19 protein-coding genes and 1 tRNA gene are annotated in these 20626 nt (G+C 65.5%); 8 read left to right on the forward strand and 12 right to left on the reverse strand.

Annotated features, from left to right (window positions below):
* Positions 1-20: 20 nt before the first annotated feature.
* Together EZM81_RS00330 and EZM81_RS00335 are read right to left on the reverse strand one after the other, a co-directional pair.
* Positions 21-1394: an FAD-binding oxidoreductase gene (locus tag EZM81_RS00330; RefSeq protein ID WP_136644374.1), complete on the reverse strand. Its 1374-nt coding sequence runs from the start codon at positions 1392-1394 to the stop codon at positions 21-23.
* 17 nt (positions 1395-1411) lie between these two features.
* Positions 1412-1487 (reverse strand) — tRNA-Ile (locus EZM81_RS00335).
* 115 nt (positions 1488-1602) lie between these two features.
* Between EZM81_RS00335 and purM the strand changes: the two genes are divergently transcribed.
* Together purM and purN are read left to right on the forward strand one after the other, a co-directional pair.
* Positions 1603-2649, forward strand: a complete 1047-nt coding sequence (gene purM, locus EZM81_RS00340; RefSeq protein WP_136644375.1) for a phosphoribosylformylglycinamidine cyclo-ligase — start codon at positions 1603-1605, stop codon at positions 2647-2649.
* A complete protein-coding gene (gene purN / locus EZM81_RS00345; protein ID WP_135447357.1) occupies positions 2646-3233 on the forward strand; it encodes a phosphoribosylglycinamide formyltransferase in 588 nt (195 codons plus the stop codon). The genes purM and purN overlap by 4 nt, the downstream gene beginning before the upstream one ends.
* On the opposite strand, the gene EZM81_RS00350 is transcribed toward purN, so the two are convergent.
* Positions 3225-3614, reverse strand: coding sequence for a YbaN family protein (locus EZM81_RS00350; protein ID WP_248298085.1), 390 nt, complete (start codon positions 3612-3614; stop codon positions 3225-3227). The two genes, purN and EZM81_RS00350, sit on opposite strands and share 9 nt — an antisense overlap.
* A gap of 111 nt (positions 3615-3725) precedes the next feature.
* Here EZM81_RS00350 and rnd point away from each other — a divergent pair, with 111 nt between their 5' ends.
* Positions 3726-4880 carry a ribonuclease D gene (gene rnd, locus EZM81_RS00355; RefSeq protein WP_136644376.1) on the forward strand — a complete coding sequence of 385 codons (1155 nt, stop codon included), beginning with the start codon at positions 3726-3728 and terminating at the stop codon, positions 4878-4880.
* An 87-nt stretch (positions 4881-4967) separates the two neighbouring features.
* Here rnd and EZM81_RS00360 read toward each other — a convergent pair whose 3' ends face one another.
* Positions 4968-5426 carry a hypothetical protein gene (locus EZM81_RS00360; protein WP_248298086.1) on the reverse strand — a complete coding sequence of 153 codons (459 nt, stop codon included), beginning with the start codon at positions 5424-5426 and terminating at the stop codon, positions 4968-4970.
* 120 nt (positions 5427-5546) lie between these two features.
* On the opposite strand from EZM81_RS00360, the gene EZM81_RS00365 reads away from it, so the two are divergent.
* Complete coding sequence (locus EZM81_RS00365) at positions 5547-5960, forward strand: SufE family protein (RefSeq protein ID WP_135447353.1); 414 nt, start codon at positions 5547-5549, stop codon at positions 5958-5960.
* Here the strand turns inward: EZM81_RS00365 and EZM81_RS00370 are convergent.
* The 4 genes from EZM81_RS00370 to EZM81_RS00385 form a co-directional block, all read right to left on the reverse strand.
* Positions 5941-6282 (reverse strand): DUF427 domain-containing protein, encoded by a 342-nt coding sequence (locus EZM81_RS00370; protein WP_135447351.1) that lies wholly within the window; start codon positions 6280-6282, stop codon positions 5941-5943. The two genes, EZM81_RS00365 and EZM81_RS00370, sit on opposite strands and share 20 nt — an antisense overlap.
* A gap of 11 nt (positions 6283-6293) precedes the next feature.
* A complete protein-coding gene (locus tag EZM81_RS00375) occupies positions 6294-8093 on the reverse strand; it encodes an aminopeptidase P family protein (protein WP_136644377.1) in 1800 nt (599 codons plus the stop codon).
* Between the two features lie 71 nt (positions 8094-8164).
* Positions 8165-10036: a cobaltochelatase subunit CobT gene (gene cobT, locus EZM81_RS00380; protein ID WP_136644378.1), complete on the reverse strand. Its 1872-nt coding sequence runs from the start codon at positions 10034-10036 to the stop codon at positions 8165-8167.
* A gap of 4 nt (positions 10037-10040) precedes the next feature.
* Complete coding sequence (locus tag EZM81_RS00385; protein ID WP_136644379.1) at positions 10041-10730, reverse strand: aspartate/glutamate racemase family protein; 690 nt, start codon at positions 10728-10730, stop codon at positions 10041-10043.
* A gap of 153 nt (positions 10731-10883) precedes the next feature.
* Here EZM81_RS00385 and EZM81_RS00390 point away from each other — a divergent pair, with 153 nt between their 5' ends.
* A complete protein-coding gene (locus EZM81_RS00390; protein WP_136644380.1) occupies positions 10884-11486 on the forward strand; it encodes an NADPH-dependent FMN reductase in 603 nt (200 codons plus the stop codon).
* Between the two features lie 65 nt (positions 11487-11551).
* Here EZM81_RS00390 and cobS read toward each other — a convergent pair whose 3' ends face one another.
* Positions 11552-12526 (reverse strand): cobaltochelatase subunit CobS, encoded by a 975-nt coding sequence (gene cobS / locus EZM81_RS00395; protein ID WP_167850875.1) that lies wholly within the window; start codon positions 12524-12526, stop codon positions 11552-11554.
* Between the two features lie 102 nt (positions 12527-12628).
* Positions 12629-13261, reverse strand: coding sequence for a J domain-containing protein (locus EZM81_RS00400; protein WP_136644381.1), 633 nt, complete (start codon positions 13259-13261; stop codon positions 12629-12631).
* 75 nt (positions 13262-13336) lie between these two features.
* Between EZM81_RS00400 and EZM81_RS00405 the strand changes: the two genes are divergently transcribed.
* Positions 13337-13588 (forward strand): BolA family transcriptional regulator, encoded by a 252-nt coding sequence (locus EZM81_RS00405; RefSeq protein WP_136644382.1) that lies wholly within the window; start codon positions 13337-13339, stop codon positions 13586-13588.
* A 221-nt stretch (positions 13589-13809) separates the two neighbouring features.
* Positions 13810-16008 (forward strand): malate synthase G, encoded by a 2199-nt coding sequence (locus EZM81_RS00410; RefSeq protein ID WP_135447338.1) that lies wholly within the window; start codon positions 13810-13812, stop codon positions 16006-16008.
* Here the strand turns inward: EZM81_RS00410 and EZM81_RS18730 are convergent.
* Positions 15951-16220 carry a DUF2256 domain-containing protein gene (locus EZM81_RS18730; RefSeq protein ID WP_371685701.1) on the reverse strand — a complete coding sequence of 90 codons (270 nt, stop codon included), beginning with the start codon at positions 16218-16220 and terminating at the stop codon, positions 15951-15953. The genes EZM81_RS00410 and EZM81_RS18730 overlap by 58 nt on opposite strands.
* Positions 16221-16442: 222 nt before the next feature.
* Positions 16443-17945 carry an FAD-binding domain-containing protein gene (locus tag EZM81_RS00420; RefSeq protein WP_136644383.1) on the reverse strand — a complete coding sequence of 501 codons (1503 nt, stop codon included), beginning with the start codon at positions 17943-17945 and terminating at the stop codon, positions 16443-16445.
* 113 nt (positions 17946-18058) lie between these two features.
* On the opposite strand from EZM81_RS00420, the gene pepN reads away from it, so the two are divergent.
* Positions 18059-20623 carry an aminopeptidase N gene (pepN, locus tag EZM81_RS00425; RefSeq protein ID WP_136644384.1) on the forward strand — a complete coding sequence of 855 codons (2565 nt, stop codon included), beginning with the start codon at positions 18059-18061 and terminating at the stop codon, positions 20621-20623.
* The last annotated feature ends 3 nt before the right edge of the window (positions 20624-20626 follow it).

Genomic DNA, 20626 nt, shown 5'->3' on the forward strand with positions numbered 1-20626 from the left:
CAACATCAACCCTTCGTGATCTACCCGCGCCCGGTCAGCCAGTTGCCCAGGGTTGCCAACTTCGATGGCCCCGCGCCGGCCCGGTCCTCGCGCCTGTCAGCGGCGTTCAGCAGGGCATACATGCCGTGCACGCCAAGCCAGCGGAAGGGTTCCGGCTCCCAGTCCCTGACGCGGCGGTTCACCCAGGGAAGGTGCACAAGATCGGTGTCGCGCCCCAGCACCAGATCCGCCAGCGTGCGTCCGGCAAGGTTCGAGGTCGAGACGCCCACCCCGACATAGCCACCCGCCCAGCCAAGGCCGGTCGCCGGGTCAAGACCCACCGTTGCGCACCAGTCGCGCGGCACACCCAGGACGCCGCACCATGCATGGTCGATCCTTGCTTCGCCTGCATCGGGGAAATGCCGGCGCAAGATCGCGACCAGCCGGCGGATCGTTTCGGGGTCTGGCGCGCCGTTGGTGTCGAGACTGGATCCGAACCGGTAGGGCACCCCGCGTGCTCCCACAGTGATGCGCCCCTCGCGCGTACGCTGGCAATAGCAGTAGGCGTTGGCGAAATCGCCCACGATCTCGTGCCCTTGCCATCCTATCCGGTCCCAGAGCTCGACCGGTAGCGGTTCCGTCGCGATCTGGGCCGAGTTCATCGGCAGCCATTCGCGTTTGTGACCCGGCAGGCCTGCCGTGAAGCCTTCGGTGCAGCGGAGGATCAGCGGGGCCCGCACCATGCCCCGATCGGTCGTCACAAGGCCTGTTTCGTAAGAGGTGACGGCCGTCCCCTCGACCAACCGGACCCCGAGCCGCTCTACTGCGGCGGCAAGGCCGCGCACCAGTTTCGCAGGCTGGATGCGCGCCACGTTCGTCACCACCATGGCCCCCAGCGCGCCAGGGATACGAATGCGCGCGGCAAGGTCGCGGGCGTTCATCTGGAAGACCCTGTCCTCTTCTCCCCAGTGCCGGCGATGCGCGACCTCGGCCTGCATCCGGGCGACCTGCGCGGGCTTTGTCGCCACCATAAGCTCGTCGGTGCGGTGGATGTCGGCGTCGATGCCCTCGGCCTCGGCCACGCGGATCACTTCGTCCACGGTGCCGTTCATAGCCTCGACCATGGCGCGGACCTGGTGTTCGCTGGATCCTTCCAGATAGCGCCGGTGGTTCCAGGCAAAGCCCCCGGTCAGCCAGCCGCCATTTCGGCCCGAGGCGCCGAAGCCCGCGAATTCCTTCTCGATCACCAGCACGTCCAGCGCCGGCTGAATTTTCTTCAGATAGTAGGCCGTCCACAGGCCGGTATATCCTGCCCCGATGATCGCCACGTCGGCCGTGGTATCGCCGGAAAGGGACGCGCGGCGATAGGGCAGGCCGATATCGGCATACCAGAAAGAAATGTCGCCGACCTTCATCGCCCCCCGCGGGTGAATGGTAGGCCCGGAGGGATTCGAACCCCCAACCAAGGCGTTATGAGCGCCCTGCTCTGACCGTTGAGCTACAGGCCCGTAGCATGTCCTGCCTAGTCAGATGCGGGCACACGGTCAAGCGGCGCGCGTTGCGCGGGCCGGGCCAATCGTCTATGCGGGCCGCAGGGGCGAATCCGGTGATGGGGGCTGGCAGATGACCAAGGGGCAGAACGGGCTGACCTATGCCGACGCGGGTGTGGACATCGACGCCGGAAACGCGCTGGTCGAGCGGATCAAGCCGGCCGCCAGGGCCACCAACCGTCCCGGCGTGATGGGCGGGCTTGGCGGGTTCGGGGCCCTTTTCGACCTGAAGGCGGCGGGCTACCATGATCCGGTCCTAGTTGCCGCGACCGACGGCGTTGGCACAAAGCTGCGCATCGCCATCGACACCGGCCATATGGATACGATCGGCATCGACCTGGTCGCGATGTGCGTGAACGACCTGGTCTGCCAGGGGGCCGAGCCGCTGTTCTTCCTGGATTATTTCGCGACCGGCAAACTGGAGGTCGATCAGGCCGCCCGCATCATTGCAGGCATCGCCAAGGGGTGCGCCGACAGCGGCTGCGCCCTGATCGGGGGCGAGACGGCGGAAATGCCGGGCATGTATCACCGGGGCGATTTCGACCTGGCGGGCTTTGCCGTCGGCGCGATGGAGCGTGGCGGCGAACTGCCCTCGGGCGTGCAGGCGGGTGATGTGATCCTGGGCCTCGCCTCGAACGGGGTGCATTCCAACGGCTACAGCTTTGTCCGCAAGGTGGTGGAGCTGTCCGGCCTTGGATGGGACGCACCCTCGCCCTTTTCGGACGGCAGCCTGGGGCAGGCTCTGCTGACGCCGACGCGGCTATACGTCAGGCAGGTGCTGGCCGCGATCCGTGCAGGTGGGGTGCATGGACTGGCGCACATCACCGGCGGCGGCCTGACCGAGAATCCGCCACGCGTGCTGCCGGAAGGGCTGGCCTGCGAGATCGACCTGTCGTCCTGGACCCTGCCGCCAGTCTTCCGCTGGTTGGCCACCACCGCGAACATGGCGGAAGCCGAACTTCTGAAAACCTTCAACTGCGGCATCGGGATGATGCTGGTCGTGGGCGCGGATCGTGCGGAACCACTTGCCGCCCAGCTTGCCGATGCGGGCGAAACCGTCACCGCCCTTGGTCGCATCGTCGAAGGGCAGGGGGTCATCTACCGCGGAAGGCTTCTGTGAAACGCGTTGCCATCCTGATTTCCGGGGGTGGCTCCAACATGCTGGCGCTGGTCCGGGACATGGTGGGCGACCATCCCGCCCGCCCCGTCCTGGTCGCCTCGAACGATCCGGCGGCCGCGGGGCTGGCCAGGGCCAAGGCGCTGGGCATCCCCACTGTTGCCGTGGATCACCGCGCCTTTCCCAGCCGCGAGGCGTTTGAAGAAGCCCTGGCGCGCCACATCGACGCCGCGCATCCCGACATCCTGTGCCTTGCGGGGTTCATGCGAATCCTGACCCCCGGCTTCATCCGCCGCTACGAAGGCCGGATGCTGAACATCCATCCCTCGCTTCTGCCGAAATACCCCGGCCTGCACACCCATGCCCGTGCCCTCGCCGCGGGGGATGCCGAGGCCGGATGCACAGTCCACGAAGTCACGGCCGAGCTTGACGCAGGCCCTATCCTGGGGCAGGCGCGCGTGGCGGTCCTGCCGGGCGACACCGAGGAAACCCTTGCCGCCCGCGTCCTCGCCATGGAGCACCGGCTTTATCCAGCGGTCCTTCGCCGGTTTGCCTTGGGCGACCGCAGCCCGGTGACACTAGCCTGACGGGCCGTCCGGCCGCGTCAGCACAAAGCCGCAGCCGACCGCGATCAGGGCGCCCTGCGCCAGCAGCCACGGCCAGGAAAGCCAAAGCAGCACCGATGCTGCCAGGACTGCCGCAATGCTGACCACGGCAAGCCGCTTTGCCGTACGCGAGATGGCGCCGTTTTCCTCCCAGTTCCGCAGCGGTGGGCCGAAGACCGGATGCGCTGCCAGCCAGCCGTGCAGCCTGGGCGATGATCTGGTGAAGCAACCTGCCGCCAGCAGCACGAACGGGGTTGTCGGCACGACGGGCAGCGCCAACCCCACCAGACCCAGGATCATGAAGACCCCGCCCAGAAGAACCTTGATCAGCTGCATGTCCACCTGCCAGCTGCGTGGCGGCATCAACGCACGGTCCGGTGCGAGGCTTAAGCCCCAGACCCCTTTCCTTTTCGGTCATTGCCCCCTATAGCGGCGCGAAACCCTGCGGGATAACCCCGCGACGAAAGACGGCCCATGCGCACCATCACCACGACCGACGACCTCGCCGCCTATTGCGAGGCGGCCAAGGCAGCGCCTTACGTCACCATAGATACCGAGTTCCTGCGCGAACGCACCTACTGGTCGAAGCTCTGCCTTATCCAGATGGCGCTGCCCGGCCAGGGCGAGGCCGTGCTTGTCGATCCCATCGAGGGGCCCGAGATGTCGCTGGAGCCCCTCTACGACCTTTTCCGTCACGAAGGCACGGTCAAGGTCTTCCATGCCGCCCGTCAGGATCTGGAAATCTTCTTCGTCGAGGGAAAGGTATTCCCCAAGCCCCTGTTCGACACCCAGATCGCCGCCATGGTCTGTGGCTTTGGCGAACAGGTCGGCTACGAGACGCTGGTGAAGAAGATCGCCAAGGCCAACCTGGACAAGACCTCGCGCTTCACCGACTGGTCGCGCCGTCCGCTGTCCGAGGCGCAGAAGGACTATGCCCTGGCCGATGTCACTCACCTGCGGGTGATCTATGAATGGCTTGCCGCGCAGATTGCGAAGAACGGCCGTGCCGACTGGGTGGCCGAAGAGCTTGCGATCCTGACCGATCCGGCGACCTATACGATCGACCCGGAAGAGGCCTGGATGCGCATCAAGACCCGCACCACGAGCGGGCGCTTCCTGGCCGTGGTCAAGGCGCTGGCCCGCTTCCGAGAGACCTATGCGCAAACCCAGAACATCCCTCGTTCGCGCGTGATGAAGGACGATGCCCTTCTGGAACTTGCCTCGACCCGGCCGACGACGATCGAGGAACTCGGGCGCTCGCGTCTGCTGCTTCGGGAAGGTCGCAAGCCTGAGATTGCCGAGGGCATCCTTGCCGCCGTGAAGGAAGGGCTTGAGATGCGGCCCGAGGACATGCCCCGCATCGACCCCGGCCGAGAGCAGATGCAGGTTAATCCGGCGCTCGCAGATCTGCTGCGCGTTCTTCTGAAGGCCAAGTCGGAAAGTCTGGGCGTTGCGCCGCGCCTCATCGCCTCATCGTCGGAACTGGACCAGATCGCCGCGGGGGGGCGGGATGTGCCCGCGCTGTCCGGCTGGCGACGTGAGGCCTTCGGTGAAGACGCGATCCGGCTTTGCCGGGGCGAGATTGCGCTGTCGGCCAAGGGGAACGAAGTCCGGGTCGTCCGTCTCTGACCCTGCGCAACGCAATCATTTCTTGGGGCCGTGCCCGGCTGTGGCCTTGGCAAGGAAAAGACGAAGCTGCCCGACCAGCTGTTCGCGCTAGCGCCGCGCAGACCTTGCGTTGGTTGCGCCCTGCACCACGATCTCGCGCACGCGCTCCAGGCGAATGTCGGAAATGTAGATGGCCACATCAACTTGCCGGGACTGCGGCGTATTCACATCGGTCTTGGTCACTGGCGGCTGCAGCCGGAATTCATAGACCAGCACCTCGTTGTCGTCGATCGGCATTGGCACCAGCTCTGCCTGCCACCAGCCCTGTGTAGGCGTCTGTCCCCGGGCCCTGACTATGGCCCCGCCGGGGATTGCCTCGACCGACATCGACAGCACGACATCGACCAGCGGGCGTGTTTCCCTGTTTTCGGTGGGCAGAACGATGGTCTCTCGCGGCTTGGATCGCCCGAACCAGTTCCGGGGATTCAGGCGGCTGTCGCGGAACCCGCCACAGCCGGCAAGCGCGGCAACCATCGAAAGGGCAAACAGGCGGCGGGACAATGGCATGGCAGTCTTCCTGATCGGTTGCCACTTGGGTAGCCCATGGCACCGCGTTTGAAAAGCGCATCTTGGGCTGGACCTTTGCCGACCCGCGCCTTACCTGACTGCCATCAGCCGGAGCGGACCATGGCGACCGAAGCATTTGAAGAGATTGCCGAGACCTTCGAGTTCCTCGATGACTGGGAGGACCGTTACCGCCATGTCATCGAGCTTGGCAAGGCGATGCCGCCGATGGATGACAGCTTCAAGGTGCCGGCGCTGAAGGTTCAGGGCTGCGCAAGTCAGGTCTGGCTGCGACCGATCATCGAGAATGGACGCTTCGATTTCCAGGGCGACAGCGATGCCATGATCGTCCGCGGCCTGATCGCTGTGCTGCATGCGCTTTATGCCGGGTTGCCTGTCGAGGAAGTCGCCAAGGTTGATGCCACGGCCGAACTGGCCCGGCTGGGGTTGAACGAACATCTGTCGAGCCAGCGTTCGAACGGACTGCGCGCCATGGTGCAGCGCATTCGTGAAACAGCTAGCAGCGCCTCACGGTGATCTTGTCGGGATAGAAGGCGAGGTATCCTGCGATCGCGGCCATGCCGGGCAGTGGGGTCTCGTAGGACCAGACCGCGTTCTCCAGCAGGGTTGCGGGAAGAACGACCGAGTAATAGCTGGCCTCACCTTTCCAGGGGCAAGTCGTCCGGTGCCGGGTTTTGGTCAGTCGCGCCATGTCGATGTCCTGCCTGGGCACATAGATCACCGGTGGGGCGCTGCCTTCGCGCAGCTCAAGTGCACGGTGGCTGGTGCCGATGACGACCCCGGCCGCCTCGACAGTGACCGGGCCGAAAATCGGCGATACGGTGATGTGGCTGGCCATTGGCCCCCCTTTCAGATCGGCGCACAAGCCCGCCTCAGCCACGCAAGCGTATCCGCGCCGACCCTGCTGCCAAGCCTTTTCAGCACCCCTGCGTGATAGGAATCCAGCCAGTCGCGTTCCCCCGGGGCCAGCCGTTCGGCCAGGATCAGCCGGCGGTCGAAGGGCACCCACGTCAGGGTCTCGAAGCCGAGATGCGACCGGTTGTCGCCCATGGCGGGGGCCTCCTCGACCACGATCAGGTTTTCCAGCCGGATGCCGAAGTCGCCCTCGCGGTAATAGCCAGGCTCGTTCGACAGGATCATGCCGGGCTCCAGTGGCACCTCGGACAGGCGCGAGATCCGCTGCGGTCCTTCGTGCACCGAGAGGAAGGCGCCCACGCCATGGCCGGTGCCATGGTCGTAATCCTGGCCCGCCAGCCAAAGGGGGTAGCGGGCGAGCGCGTCGATGTCGCGCCCGGCAAGTCCCTTCGGAAAGCGTAGACGGCTGATCGCAACAAGGCCCTGAAGGACACGCGTATAACATTCCCGCGCCTCGTCGCCGGGGTCGCCGATGGCGATGGTGCGGGTAATGTCGGTCGTGCCATCCGCATACTGCCCGCCCGAATCGACCAGCAGAAGCTCGCCCGCCCTGACGGGGCGGTTGGTCTGCTCGGTCACCCTGTAATGGATGATCGCCCCGTTCGGCCCCGCGCCGCAGATCGTGTCGAAGCTGATGTCGTGCAGGGCATTGGTGGCGCGGCGGAACCCTTCCAGGGCCTGTACCACGTCGATTTCCGTCAGCCCTCCCTTCGGCGCCTCGCGGTCCAGCCAGAACAGGAATTCGACCATTGCTGCGCCGTCGCGCAGGTGCGCCTCGCGTGTTGCGGCGATTTCGGCAGCGTTCTTTCGCGCCTTCGGCAGCCTGCAGGGGTCATCGCCCCACTGCACCTCGACCCCCGCTTCCCGCAGGATGTTCGCCACCGCAAGCGGTGCCGAACCCTTGTCCACCCGAACCGGACCGGTCATCCCGCGCAGCGCGGACGAGAAGTCTTCCGGCGGATGCAGCGTCACCTCTGGCCCCAGATGCGCCCGCACGGCAGCGTCGAATTTCGCGGGGGTCGAGAACAGCTCTGCCCGAGCGTCGTCATGCAACAGGAGAAAGCCGTGTACGACAGGATTCCTTGGCACATCCGCCCCCCGGATGTTCAGCAGCCAGCAGATCGAATCCGGCAGCGTCAGCACTGCCGTGCGCTGCCCGGCTTGCCGCAGCGCCTCGGCCAGGCGCCGGCGCTTGACGCCGTGGCTTTCTCCGGCCAGTGCCTCCGGCTGGACAAAGACTCTGCCCAAAGGCGCCGCAGGCTGGTCCAGCCAGATCTGGTCAACCGGATTCGTCCTTGTAGGGCAAATTCCTGCACCGGAATCCTTCAGTGCCTTCTCAAGCTTTTCGACCTCATCAGCCGTGTGTAGCCAAGGGTCGAACCCAACCAGGCCCGCGGTCAGGTTGTTCCTGATCCAGTCTCCGGGCTGAACTTCTGGCCAGTGTACCGGCGTGAAGGCCGCAAGGTCCACCTGAGCCTTGACCTGGGTGCGATAGCGTCCGTCGATGAAAAGGCCGGCCCGGTCGGGCAGCACGATGCAGAACCCGGCCGACCCGGTGAAGCCGGTCAGCCATTGAAGCCGTTCGTCCCTTGGTGCGACATACTCGCCCTGATGCGCATCCGTGCGCGGCACGATGAAGCCCTGAAGCCCCATCTCTGCCAGCCTTGCCCGCAACAAGGCCAGACGAGGTGGGCCCTGATCAGGCGAAGAATGGCTTTCAAAGCTTTGAAACATGACCCTTTTCCCTTCGCCGACATCCTGGTGCCCAGGCCCTGGCCTGATCCCCGGCTGCGGCAGGCCGCGCCCTATCCGGCCCGCCGCAGCCCTAGCGCCCGGGCGCGCTTTTTCGGATCGACCTCGAACAGCGATGCAAGCTGTTCCGTCATTGCGCCAGCGAGCTGTTCGACATCGGTGATCGTGACCGCGCGCTGATAATAGCGGGTCACGTCATGGCCGATGCCGATGGCGATAAGTTCCACCGCACGGCGGCGTTCCACCATTGCGATCACGTCGCGCAGGTGCTTTTCCAGATAGTTCGCAGGGTTGACCGAAAGGGTCGAATCGTCAACCGGCGCCCCGTCAGAGATGACCATGAGGATCTTGCGCGCCTCGGGCCGCATCAGCATTCGGCGGTGCGCCCATTCCAGCGCCTCGCCGTCGATGTTCTCTTTCAGCAACCCTTCCTTCATCATCAGGCCGAGATTGGGCCGCACCCGCCGCCAGGGGGCATCGGCCGACTTGTAGATGATGTGGCGCAGGTCGTTCAGGCGCCCCGGCATCTGCGGGCGCCCCTGCGCCAGCCAGCGTTCGCGGCTTTGCCCGCCCTTCCAGGCGCGGGTCGTGAAGCCCAGGATTTCCACCTTCACGTCGCAGCGTTCCAATGTCCGCGCCAGCACGTCGGCGCAGATCGCGGCGATCGAGATCGGGCGTCCGCGCATTGAGCCAGAGTTGTCCAGCAGCAGCGTCACCACCGTATCGCGGAATTCGGTGTCCTTTTCCCATTTGAATGACAGGGGTGTGGTCGGGTTCGCCACCACACGCGCAAGGCGTCCTGCGTCGAGGATGCCTTCCTCCTTGTCGAACTCCCAGCTGCGGCTCTGCTGGGCCTGAAGCCGACGCTGCAACTTGTTGGCCAGACGGCTGACCGCGCCCTTCAGGGGTTCCAGTTGCTGGTCCAGATAGGCGCGCAGACGTTCCAGTTCTGCGGGCTCCGCCAGCTCTTCTGCCCGGATTTCCTCATCGAAATCCGTGGTAAACACGGTATAGTTCGGGTCGGCATCCGAATGTGGGGCGGGGGGAGGGGGCTCCAGCGGCGCCTCGCCCTCTGGCAGTTCCGCCTCGTCGCCCTGTTCCATGTCGGCGCTGTCCTCCATCGTGACCTGCGCCTGGGACTGGTCCTGCTGTTCCTCCTGGCTCCGTTCCGGCGAGGCCTCGGCCTCCTCCGACTCTTCCTGTTCCTCGCCTGCGGTGTCGGGGGCGTTCTGATCCTCTTCCGCCTGATCGTCACCGGCCTCTTCTTCCGGCGCGTCCGGGTCGTCGCCCAACTGGTCGCCATAGCCGAGGTCGGCGATCACCTTCCGCGCAAGTCTTGCGAAGGCCGCCTGATCGCCAAGCACATCGTCAAGGTTGGCCAGCGTCTCGCCCGCCTGTTCCTCGACGAAGCCGCGCCACAGATCGGCGGCATGCTCGGCCGATTTCGGCAAGGCCCGCCCCGTTGCCATCTGCCGCACCAGATAGCCTGCGGCCACCGGCAGCGGTACTTCGCTGGCCTGCGTCACCTGGCCATAGCCCTTGCGGTCGGCCTCATGCTGGATCTTGGCGTCGATGTTGCCGGCGGTTCCCGGCATGTCGCGGGCCCCCACGGCCTCGCAGCGGGCGTTCTCCATCGCCTCGAAGATGTCGCGCGCCATGGGGCCGACCGGCGCGTAGCGGGCTGCCACCGCATCGTCGTGATACTTCCGCCGCAGCGCGAACGAATCTGCCGTGCCCCGCGCCAGCAGCACCTCTTCCCGGGTCATCCGGCGGCTGACCTGCGGCAGGCGCACGCCTTCGGCGTTCATGCCGGACGGGTCGACCGAATAGGTGACCGTCATCTCCGGGTCATCCGCCATTGTGCGGGTTGCCTCGGCGAGGGCTTTCTTGAACGGATCGGCGGGGTTGTCGGCGGGCTTGTTCATGGGCTCAGCCTAATGCGGGGAGCTTGCGGCTGCCAGAGGCCAGATCGGCCAAAATCGCCACATGCACGTCCAGCGCGTCGATCACTCGGTAGGGGGGCTCTTGCCCGTCGAAGGCAAGGCCAAGGTCCGTCCCCGCCAGAACCACCGCCTCGGCCCCGGAATCGACCAGCCGCTGCCCAGCATCCAGAAACCGCGCCCGGGTGGCCGCCCCGCAGAAGCCCTGTACCGCCATCTCCTGGTACAGTTGGCCCAACTCTTCGATATCATCCTCCAAGGCGATGGCGCGGGTCCGGCGCAATTGGCCGTAAAGCTTTGTCCGCATCACCACGCGGGTTCCCAGAAGACCCACGCAGCCGATCCCCTCGGCCCCGAAGAAATCGTCCAGCGGCTCCACCGCCGAGACGAGAGGCAACGAGGACAGCGCAACGGTCTCGGCAAAGCAGAAATGCCCGCCGATCGAGGTGATCGCCGCGCAGTCAGCCCCGGCAGCCTTCAGCCTGTCGATCAGCTCGGCAAAGATCTCCGCCTGCGCCTCCCGCCGGTCGGCCAGGTTGTTGGCGATCAGCTCGTGGATGTCGGCCTGCACCAGCGTCAGCTCCAGCGGCTTGCCCCGGGCGGCCATCACGGCGCAGAGTCTCTGGTAATAGACCACCGTCGCCGCCGGGCCGATGCCTCCGATCAGTCCGATGTGCATCGAAATCTCCCCTCTCCACAGGTGTAACCGGTGGCAGCAACCCGCTTGCCGTGCGTCCATGCACAGAACCCGCGCGGCGCTGCTGAGTTGGCATCCAAGCCCCCGAGGCCAGATAAGAGCGAAGTGAATTCAAACCCGCAAGGACCCCGACCCATGGCCAACCCGAAAATTGCGATCATCGTCTCGTCCACCCGCCCGACCCGTTTCGCCGATGTGCCCACCGCCTGGATAAAGGCCCAGGCCGAGGCGCGCGGCGACATGGAGGTCGAAGTCGTCGATCTGCGCGACTATCCGCTGCCCTTCTTCGACGAGGTCGCCTCGAACGCATGGGCACCCAGCCAGAACCCTGTTGCACAGAAATGGCAGAAGAAGATCGGCGAGTTCGACGGCTACATCTTCGTCGTCGCCGAATACAACCGCTCGATCACCGGGGCGCTGAAGAACGCGCTCGATCAGGCCTATGTGGAATGGGCGCGCAAGCCCTTCGGCGCGATCGGCTATGGTTCGATGGGTGCGGCGAACGCGCTGGGCCACCTGCAGAACATCGGGGTGGAGCTGCAGATGGTTCCCACCCGCAACAACGTCCGCATCGGTGGCAGCGACTTCTTCAAGGTGCATTCGGGCTTCGGCGGCTCGGGCAACCTGGCCGACATCGAGGCCACGATCGCCCCGGCCGCCAAGGCGATGCTGGATGATGTAGTCTGGTGGGCGCGCGCCACGATGGCCGCAAGAGCAGAAACCGCCAAGGCGGCCTGATCCCATCCCGAAACGGGACTTCGCACGGCCAGAGCCTCCGGCTCTGGCCGCTTCCATTTGGGGTGTTACCGCATCGCCATGCTGGCGGCGCTTTCCGGCAGTTCCTCGTTGAAGCAGCGCTGGTAGAACTCGGCCACCGTCTGCCGTTCCAGCTCGTCGCACTTGTTCAGGAAGGTCAGGCGGAAGGCATAGCCCACGTTGCGGAAGATCTCGGCGTTCTGCGCCCAGTTCAGCACCGTCCGGGGGCTCATCACCGTGGACAGGTCGCCGTTCATAAAGGCCGTCCGCGTCAGGTCCGCGACCGTCACCATCTGGCTGATCGTCTTGCGGCCCTTTTCGGTGTTGTAATGCGGGTTCTTGGCCAGGATGATCGCAGCCTCTGCGTCGTGAGACAGATAGTTCAGTGTTGCGACCAGTGACCATCTGTCCATCTGCGCCTGGTTGATCTGTTGGACGCCGTGGTAAAGCCCGGTCGTGTCGCCAAGCCCCACGGTGTTCGCGGTCGCGAACAGACGGAAATAGGGGTTCGGCGTGATGATCTCGTTCTGGTCCAGAAGCGTGAGCTTGCCGTCATGTTCCAGCACGCGCTGAATGACGAACATCACGTCCGCGCGCCCCGCGTCGTATTCGTCGAAGACGATGGCCACCGGGTTACGCAGCGCCCAGGGCAGGATCCCCTCGTGGAACTCGGTCACCTGCTTGCCGTCGCGCAGCTTGATCGCATCCTTGCCGATCAGGTCGATCCGGCTGATGTGGCTGTCGAGGTTCACCCGCACACAGGGCCAGTTCAGCCGCGCGGCCACCTGCTCGATGTGGGTCGATTTCCCGGTGCCGTGATAGCCCTGGATCATCACCCGGCGGTTATAGGCAAACCCCGCAAGGATAGCGAGCGTGGTATCGGGATGGAACTTGTAGGTCGGGTCGATTTCGGGCACGCGGTCGGTGCGCTCGGCAAATCCCTTGACGCGCATGTCGGTGTCGATCCCGAACATCTCGCGGACCGAAATCTCCTCGGTCGGTTTCATCGCCTGATCCAGCATCGCCTGCGTCCCTGGTAGCCGCCCGCGCCCCATTGCGCGTGGCCCGTCATCCTTGGAACATATCGCGAGGGGGTTCAAGGGGAAGGCAGGAGCCGCCCGACGTCAATCCCGGAAATACCGGCTGTCCTTAAGCTGTTCCCATGCCCAGACGACTTCCTGCAACTGTTCCTCGTGGCTGCGGTCGCCGCCATTCATGTCGGGGTGCAGGACCTTGATCAACCCCTTGTACACCTTGCGGATTTCGGTCTTCGTCATCGTGTCGCGCGCATCGAGGATCTCGATTGCCTTCCGTTCCGTCGGTGGCAGCTTGCGCGTTGCTGTCGGCGCGACCCGACCGGGGTTCTGTGTTGCCTTCTCGCCCAGAAGCGCCATGGGGTCGTCCACCCCCAGCCGCGCCCAGGCATTGCCGTCGCCAAGACGGCTGAAGGGCTTGGTCTCCCGCTCCCAGACGCGGTTCTTGTCAAGGAACTTCTGGAATTCCTCGTCCGTGGTTCCCTGGAAGAAGTTCCATTTCAGATTGTATTCGCGGATGTGGTCCTTGCAGAACCAGAAATATTCGTCCAGCAGCTCGGGTGACTTGGGGGCCCTGTATGCACCCTTCTCCTTGCAGCCCGGATAATCGCAGGGACGGTCGACCGTGTCGAAGGCACCAGACATGCCGCGACGGCCCGCCTTCTTGCGCTTCTTGTCCGCCGAGACGCGGATATCGAAATCGAAGGGCGGGCGGTTGGTCATGCGAAGGGGGCCTTTCCGACTCGGGGCCACGAGTTTAGGGATTTTACCGGCGGATTGAAGGGGGGTGACGCTGACATGGCGGTGAAGGACGAGATTGAAAGGCGGCTGATGGCGGCCTTCAAGCCCTCGGTGCTGGAAATCGTGAACGAAAGCCGTCGTCACGCGGGCCATGCCGGCGACGACGGTTCGGGCGAAAGCCACTTCCGCATCGTGATCCGTGCGCCTGCCCTGGCGGCGATGAGCCGGGTCAACCGGCATCGTGCGGTTCAGAGGGCACTGGGCGACCTGAACAGTCGCATCCATGCGATTTCGCTGGATATCGGCTAGCCTGCCCACAACGGCTTGAGGGGCGGGGCACGCTGTGGAACGCGGCCGGCCATGCGGCGCCGGCTTTGGCGGGCATTCGATCCGGCAATCTGTCAAGCCGTCAGTCTTTTCTGCATTGCCCGAAACTTCTTCCCCCGAATGTGGAAAGTCGGCATCTCGCCGTTCCTTGCCGTTGCGGCCGGCCTTGTCCTATCCTTCCCGCGATTATCGGAGGATAGTGGATGCCAGACCGCAGGGAACGCTTCGGGCTTCAGGTCGATGCGACGCTTGACCGTTTCATCACGGACGAGGCTCTGCCCGGCACCGGAATTGCCCCATCGGTCTTCTGGGAAGGATTCGCGGAACTGTTGCGCGATTTCGCTCCGCGCAACCGTGCTCTGCTGGCCAAGCGCGACGAACTGCAGGCACTCATCGACGCCTGGCACGTGGCGCGTCGTGGCCAGCCGCATGACCATGCCGCCTACAAGGCCTTTCTGTCCGAAATCGGCTATCTCTTGCCGGAAGGCCCCGATTTCACCATCGAAACGACGAACGTCGATCCCGAGATCGCACGGATCCCCGGCCCGCAGCTGGTGGTGCCGATCACCAATGCCCGCTATGCCCTGAACGCGGCCAACGCGCGCTGGGGCAGCCTGTATGACTGCCTTTACGGCACCGACGCGATGGGCAGCCCGCCGCCCACCGGGGGGTATGACCGCGGCCGCGGCGCCCGGGTCGTGGCGCGGGCGCGGGTGTTCCTTGACGAGGCCTTCCCGATCGCCGGGGCAAGCCACGCGGATGTGCGCCGCTATTTCGTGAAGGACGGCCAGCTTCTGGTGGATGACCTGCCGCTGGTCAGCCCCGAAAAATTCGCCGGCTACCGCGGCAATCCGAAGGCGCCTGATGCCGTCCTTCTGCGCAACCACGGGCTGCATGTCGAACTGGTGTTCGACCGTGCCCATCCCATCGGCAGCCGGGACCAGGCGCTTCTTGCCGATGTCCAGCTGGAAAGCGCGCTGACCGCGATCATGGACTGCGAGGATTCCGTCGCCTGCGTCGATGCCGAGGACAAGGTGGTGGCCTATCGCAACTGGCTGGGGCTGATGCGCGGCACCCTGTCCGAAACCTTCGAAAAGGCGGGCCGCAGGGTCGAGCGCCGATTGCACCCTGACCGCGAATATCTGGACCCCAATGGCAGCCCCTTCACGCTGAAGGGGCGGGCGCTGATGTGGGTAAGGAACGTGGGCCACCTGATGACCAACCCGGCGATCCTCTTGCCCGACGGGTCAGAAGTACCCGAGGGGCTTCTGGACGCGATGGTTACGGTAGCGATCGCGATGCACGATCTGCAGAAGGCCGAAGGGATGCGCAATTCGGTCACGGGGTCGGTCTATGTGGTGAAGCCCAAGATGCACGGCCCCGAGGAAGTGGCCTTCGCCGACGCGGTGATGGCGCGGGTCGAGGACATCCTTGGCCTGCCCCGCAACACGGTGAAGCTTGGGATCATGGACGAGGAGCGGCGGACCTCGGTCAACCTCAAGGAATGCATCCGGGCAGCGAAGGCACGGGTCGCCTTCATCAACACGGGCTTCCTCGACCGGACGGGGGACGAGATCCATACCAGCATGGAGGCCGGGCCCTTCAGCCGGAAGGATTTCATCAAGCGGAAGGCCTGGATCACCGCCTACGAAAATCTGAACGTCGATATCGGGCTGGAATGCGGGCTGTCGGGGCGCGCCCAGATCGGCAAGGGCATGTGGGCAATGCCCGACATGATGGCGGCAATGCTGGACGAGAAGATCGCCCATCCCCGCGCGGGGGCCAGCACGGCCTGGGTGCCATCGCCCACGGCGGCGACGCTGCACGCGCTGCACTATCACAAGGTCGATGTTCTGGCGGTGCAGGCGCGGCTGGCCAAAGGCGGCCGGCGGGCCCATGTCGATGGCATCCTCGACATTCCCTTGGCCAGCTTCCGGGCGTGGACGCCGGATCAGGTTCGCCGTGAGGTCGAAAACAACGCGCAGGGCATTCTGGGCTATGTGGTGCGCTGGATCGACCAGGGGATCGGTTGTTCCAAGGTGCCCGACATCAACGACGTCGGCCTGATGGAGGATCGTGCAACCTGCCGGATTTCGGCCCAGCACATTGCCAACTGGCTGCATCACGGGGTGGTGACGGGCCAGGAGGTGATGGAAGCGATGCGCAAGATGGCCGCCGTGGTGGACCGACAGAACGCTGGCGACCCGGCCTATCGCCCCATGGCGCCGGGGTTCGACGGGGCCGCCTTCCAGGCGGCTTGCGATCTGGTGTTCAAGGGGCGAGAGCAGCCTTCCGGCTACACCGAGCCCCTGCTGCATGCCTGGCGTCTGAAGGTGAAGGCCGGTCAGGGCCGAGGAAGCTTCGCGGCGGCTTTGCCGGCCCGGCATCTGTCAGAGCAATAGCGGACCTCTTCCCAAGCCTTTTCCCATTTCTTGCGCCAGGTGAAGGGCTTGCCGCAGGTTGCGCAGGTCTTTTGCGGCAGGTCGGCCTTTTTCACCCCGCGCGGCATGGTATCCCCTTTCCGTTCCTGGCCCGGTGTCCTGTCTTGGGCGCAGGGCTGCGCGAACGCCACCTGGCAGCCCGCCTGAGGCAAGGGATCTGCGTTGCCCGGCATGGGCCCGCCAACCAGGCGCAGATCCTGACCTCATCGTACGGTTTCACGGTCTTGCCCCCCATGTTCCCGTCCTCTTCGCTTCGTCTCTGTGCGCCGGGATCGAACGGTATTCTCCCCCTTATGCGCGGCGTCCGGCCAGGCGATCCGGCCTGTCCAGCACCCCCATCCCCTCCCCGCCAGGGCGGGAGGGGCGGCGCTTTCCCGGCCCGCCGCAGGAACCGGTCACAGATCCAGTGTAAGTTGCGCCGCATGCGATTGCCGCCGCGGGGTCCGGTCGTTGACGAAGCGCGGGTCTGCGCGGCTGGCATGCCGCTGGACGATCCGGGCCGCCTGCGCGGCAAAGGCGGGGGTCTTGCGTGCCGACCAGATCGCCTCGCGCGCTGTGCGGGCGGCGGTGGCAATGTCGATGATCGGCTCGGGGTAGCGCCGGAACAGCAGGCGCCGCGCCTCGGGCCATTTCCAGGGTTCGTGCAGGAAGACATCCGGTACCGGGGCCAGTTCCGGCACCCAGGCGCGGATGAAGGCGCCGGTCGGATCCTGATCCTTCCCCTGTTTCACGGGGTTGTAGATGCGGGGAATGTTGATGCCGGTGGTGCCGGACTGCATCTGAACCTGCGGCCAGTGGATGCCGGGTTCGTAGTCGGTGAACTGTCGGGCAAGATGCTGCCCCGTCACGCGCCAGTCGAGCCAGAGGTGATAGGAGGCGACCGAGGTCACCATCGCCCGCATGCGGAAGTTCAGCCAGCCGGTGGCGCGCAGGTAGCGCAGGCAGGCATCGAGGAAGGGCAGGCCCGTTTCGCCCGTGGCCCAGGCCGCAAGGCGCACTGGGTCGCTGTCGCGGGGGCGCGGGATGGCCAGGGGGTGAAGATCCTGCGTCTCGATCGATGGCTGATCCTCTAGCTTCTGGATGAAATGGTCGCGCCAGGCGAGGCGGGACTGGAAGCTGGCGAGCGCGCCCCCCCAACGCCCACCGGGGCGACCCGCCTGCCGGGCAGCGGCGGCCTGCACGACCTCGCGCACGGAAAGGGTGCCCCAGGCCAGATGCGCCGACAGGCGCGAGCAGGCGCGCTCGGCCGAAAGGGGCGAGGACATGGCGCTGCGGTAGGGTTCGCCCCGCCGCGTCAGGAAGCTGTCAAGCAGGTCGAGGCCGCGCTGCCGCCCGCCAAGCTGGCGGTGGGGGCAGGGGTCATCAGGCAGCTTCAGGCTGCGGGCGGTGGGAATCTGCCCCGGTTCAACCCCGGGAACGGCCGCCATGGCCGGGACAGGAAGCAGCGGCGCGGCCATGAAGCCGTCGCGCGCGGCGGCCCAACCGTCGCGGCTGGCAAGGCGTCGAACCACGCCCGATTGCGGCAGTTCGGTCCAGCGGATGCCGCTGCCCTTGGCCCAGGCAGCCACGGCACGGTCGCGGGCGTAGGTCGCCAGGTTGCCCGTCTCTTCATGGCTGATGATGCAGCCGATGCGGTGCTGACGGCAGAGGCGGGCGAGCACCTCGACCGCCTCACCGACGCGGACGACCAGGGGAAGGCCGAGGGCCGCGAGATCCGCCCGCAACTCCTCGAGGCATTCTGCGACAAAAGCCCACTGCCGTGCCGAGGCATCCGGCCCGGACCAGACCGAGGGTTCGACGACATGGACCGGCAGGACCGGGCCGATCCCGGCCGCCAGTGTCAGCGCCGGGTGGTCGGCAAGGCGCAGGTCGCGTTTCAGCCAGACTAGAACATTCATGGAACATAGATGTAGCCGCGTCAGGGGATTCGTAAAGCCGCAAAAGACTGTTCCGATCCGTGACCTTGCGCTTGCCGCACAAGGGCTTAGCTTGGCAGGCAAGGGAGTCCCGCATGTCAGACAGCCAGAACGCCGTTCATCTTTCCGATTACCAGCCCTTTACCCATTGCGTCGATCAGGTGGATCTGACCTTCCGTCTGGATCCGGCGGCGACGCGGGTCACCGCGAAGATCGGCTTTCGCCCGAACCCGGACCGACCGGGCCGGCATGACCTGCGACTTGATGGCGAGGGGCTGAAGCTGATCTCCTGCGCGCTGAACGGGAGGAAGCTGGCACCGAAACTGGATGCCGCGGGCATGACGATAGCTGCAAGCGATCTGCCCGAGGGGCCCTTCACGCTGGAGACCGAGGTCGAGATCGCGCCCGAGGGGAACACGGCACTGGAGGGGCTTTACATGTCGAAAGGCATGTATTGCACCCAGTGCGAGGCCGAGGGTTTCCGCAAGATCACCTATTACCCTGACCGGCCGGACGTGATGGCCCGTTTCCGGGTGCGGATCGAGGCCGATCTTCCGGTGCTGTTGTCGAACGGCAACCCGGTGGGAATGGGAGAGGGGTGGGCCGAATGGGATGACCCTTGGCCCAAGCCCTCGTATCTGTTCGCATTGGTCGCAGGCAACCTGCGTGCCCATTCGGAACGGTTCACCACGGCCTCGGGCAGGGCGGTCGATCTGAACATCTGGGTCCGCCCAGGCGACGAGGATCGGTGCGCCTACGCGATGGAAAGCCTGATCCGCAGCATGAAGTGGGACGAAGATGTCTATGGCCGCGAATACGACCTGGACGTGTTCAACATCGTCGCCGTGGACGATTTCAACATGGGCGCGATGGAAAACAAGGGGCTGAACATCTTCAACAGCCGCTACGTTCTGGCCAGCCCGGAAACCGCGACCGATGACGACTTTGCCCGGATCGAGGCGATCATCGCGCATGAATATTTTCACAACTGGACCGGCAACCGCATCACCTGCCGCGACTGGTTCCAGCTGTGCCTGAAAGAGGGCCTGACGGTCTTTCGCGACCATCAGTTTTCCGGAGACATGCGATCAGCCGCAGTGCGGCGGATCGAGGATGTCGTGGTCCTGCGCGCCCGGCAGTTCCGCGAGGATGCAGGGCCGCTTGCCCATCCGGTGCGGCCGGAAAGCTTTGTCGAGATCAACAACTTCTATACCGCCACGGTTTACGAGAAGGGCGCCGAGCTGATCGGCATGCTGAAAACCCTTGTCGGGGATCAGGGTTACAGGCGGGCGATGGACCTGTATTTCCAGCGCCACGACGGCCAGGCGGCAACGGTCGAGGACTGGCTGAAGGTGTTCGAGGATGCAACTGGGCGTGATCTGTCGCAGTTCAAGCGCTGGTACACCCAGGCCGGAACGCCGCATCTGAAGGTGGCCGAAGATTGGTTTGACGGCGTCTATACCCTGACTTTCACGCAGACCAACCCGCCGACGCCGGGCCAGCCGAAGAAGGATCCAAAGGTCATTCCGATCAACGTGGGCCTGCTGAACCCCAACGGTGACGAGGTCGTTCCCACGATCATGCTGGAAATGACGCGGGCGAAGCAGTCCTTCCGGTTCGAGGGGCTTTCGGCAAAGCCGATCCCGTCAATCCTGCGTGGCTTCTCGGCACCGGTGATCCTGGACCGGAAGGCCCCGCCCGAGGAACGAGCCTTCCTTCTGGCGCATGACACCGACCCCTTCAACAAGTGGGAGGCGGGGCGTGCCCTCGCCAAGGAGGTCATGGCAGAGATGGTGCTGAAGGGCGCGCCCGTGTCGCGGGCCTGGCTGGATGCCCTGGCGGCGGTGACTTTCGACGACAGCCTTGATCCTGCCTTCCGGGCGCTGTGCCTGCGCCTGCCGGGCGAAGACGACATGGCGCATACGATCCATGCCACGGGTCGGGTGCCCGATCCGATGCGGATCCACGCCGCCCGGCGCGAGATGGCCGGGGCACTGGCGGTCCGGCTGGGCGAGGGATTGCTGCGGCTTTACGAAGGGCTGGATGACGGGCTGCCCTTCACCCCGTCGGCGGCGCAGGCGGGGAGGCGTGCATTGCGGCTGGCGGCGCTGGCCCTGCTCACGCGGCGCGACGGCGGCAGGCTTGCCACCCATGCCTTCCATGAGGCGCGCAGCATGACCGAGGAAGTCGGCGCCTTGTCCGCGTTGCTGGACATTGGCGAGGGGCAGCCACAGCTGCGCGCGTTTGCGGCCCGCTGGGGCCATGACCACAACGTGATGGACAAGTGGTTTGCGCTGCAGATCTCCCATGCCGACCCGGACGAAGCGGCCGCCGTCACCGACCGGCTGACCCAAAGGCCGGATTTCGACTGGAAGAACCCGAACCGCTTCCGTTCGGTCATCGGGGCCCTTTCGGCCAATCACGCGGGCTTTCACCACCGGTCGGGGGCGGGCTACCGGCTGGTGGCCGACTGGCTGATCCGGCTGGATCCGCTTAATCCGCAGACGGCGGCCCGCATGTCCACCGCTTTCGAGACCTGGCCGCGCTATGATGCCAGGCGCCGGAGGCTTGCGAAGGCCGAACTTGGCCGCATCCTCGCCGCCCCGGGCCTGAGCCGCGACCTGCAGGAGATGGTCGAAAGGATGCTGGCGGCCGGATAGGCC

This window comes from Tabrizicola sp. YIM 78059, assembly GCF_004959785.1.
GTDB lineage: Bacteria > Pseudomonadota > Alphaproteobacteria > Rhodobacterales > Rhodobacteraceae > Tabrizicola > Tabrizicola caldifontis.

Bases quoted from the DNA above. Each gene is read 5' to 3' on its own strand.
- EZM81_RS00330 (WP_136644374.1), bottom strand. From the start codon at position 1,394: ATGAAGGTCGGCGACATTTCTTTCTGGTATGCCGATATCGGCCTGCCC.
- purM (WP_136644375.1), top strand. From the start codon at position 1,603: ATGACCAAGGGGCAGAACGGGCTGACCTATGCCGACGCGGGTGTGGAC.
- EZM81_RS00350 (WP_248298085.1), bottom strand. From the start codon at position 3,614: ATGCCGCCACGCAGCTGGCAGGTGGACATGCAGCTGATCAAGGTTCTT.
- rnd (WP_136644376.1), top strand. From the start codon at position 3,726: ATGCGCACCATCACCACGACCGACGACCTCGCCGCCTATTGCGAGGCG.
- EZM81_RS00360 (WP_248298086.1), bottom strand. From the start codon at position 5,426: ATGCCATTGTCCCGCCGCCTGTTTGCCCTTTCGATGGTTGCCGCGCTT.
- EZM81_RS00365 (WP_135447353.1), top strand. From the start codon at position 5,547: ATGGCGACCGAAGCATTTGAAGAGATTGCCGAGACCTTCGAGTTCCTC.
- EZM81_RS00370 (WP_135447351.1), bottom strand. From the start codon at position 6,282: ATGGCCAGCCACATCACCGTATCGCCGATTTTCGGCCCGGTCACTGTC.
- EZM81_RS00375 (WP_136644377.1), bottom strand. From the start codon at position 8,093: ATGTTTCAAAGCTTTGAAAGCCATTCTTCGCCTGATCAGGGCCCACCT.
- cobT (WP_136644378.1), bottom strand. From the start codon at position 10,036: ATGAACAAGCCCGCCGACAACCCCGCCGATCCGTTCAAGAAAGCCCTC.
- EZM81_RS00385 (WP_136644379.1), bottom strand. From the start codon at position 10,730: ATGCACATCGGACTGATCGGAGGCATCGGCCCGGCGGCGACGGTGGTC.
- EZM81_RS00390 (WP_136644380.1), top strand. From the start codon at position 10,884: ATGGCCAACCCGAAAATTGCGATCATCGTCTCGTCCACCCGCCCGACC.
- cobS (WP_167850875.1), bottom strand. From the start codon at position 12,526: ATGCTGGATCAGGCGATGAAACCGACCGAGGAGATTTCGGTCCGCGAG.
- EZM81_RS00400 (WP_136644381.1), bottom strand. From the start codon at position 13,261: ATGACCAACCGCCCGCCCTTCGATTTCGATATCCGCGTCTCGGCGGAC.
- EZM81_RS00405 (WP_136644382.1), top strand. From the start codon at position 13,337: ATGGCGGTGAAGGACGAGATTGAAAGGCGGCTGATGGCGGCCTTCAAG.
- EZM81_RS00410 (WP_135447338.1), top strand. From the start codon at position 13,810: ATGCCAGACCGCAGGGAACGCTTCGGGCTTCAGGTCGATGCGACGCTT.
- EZM81_RS18730 (WP_371685701.1), bottom strand. From the start codon at position 16,220: ATGCCGGGCAACGCAGATCCCTTGCCTCAGGCGGGCTGCCAGGTGGCG.
- EZM81_RS00420 (WP_136644383.1), bottom strand. From the start codon at position 17,945: ATGAATGTTCTAGTCTGGCTGAAACGCGACCTGCGCCTTGCCGACCAC.
- pepN (WP_136644384.1), top strand. From the start codon at position 18,059: ATGTCAGACAGCCAGAACGCCGTTCATCTTTCCGATTACCAGCCCTTT.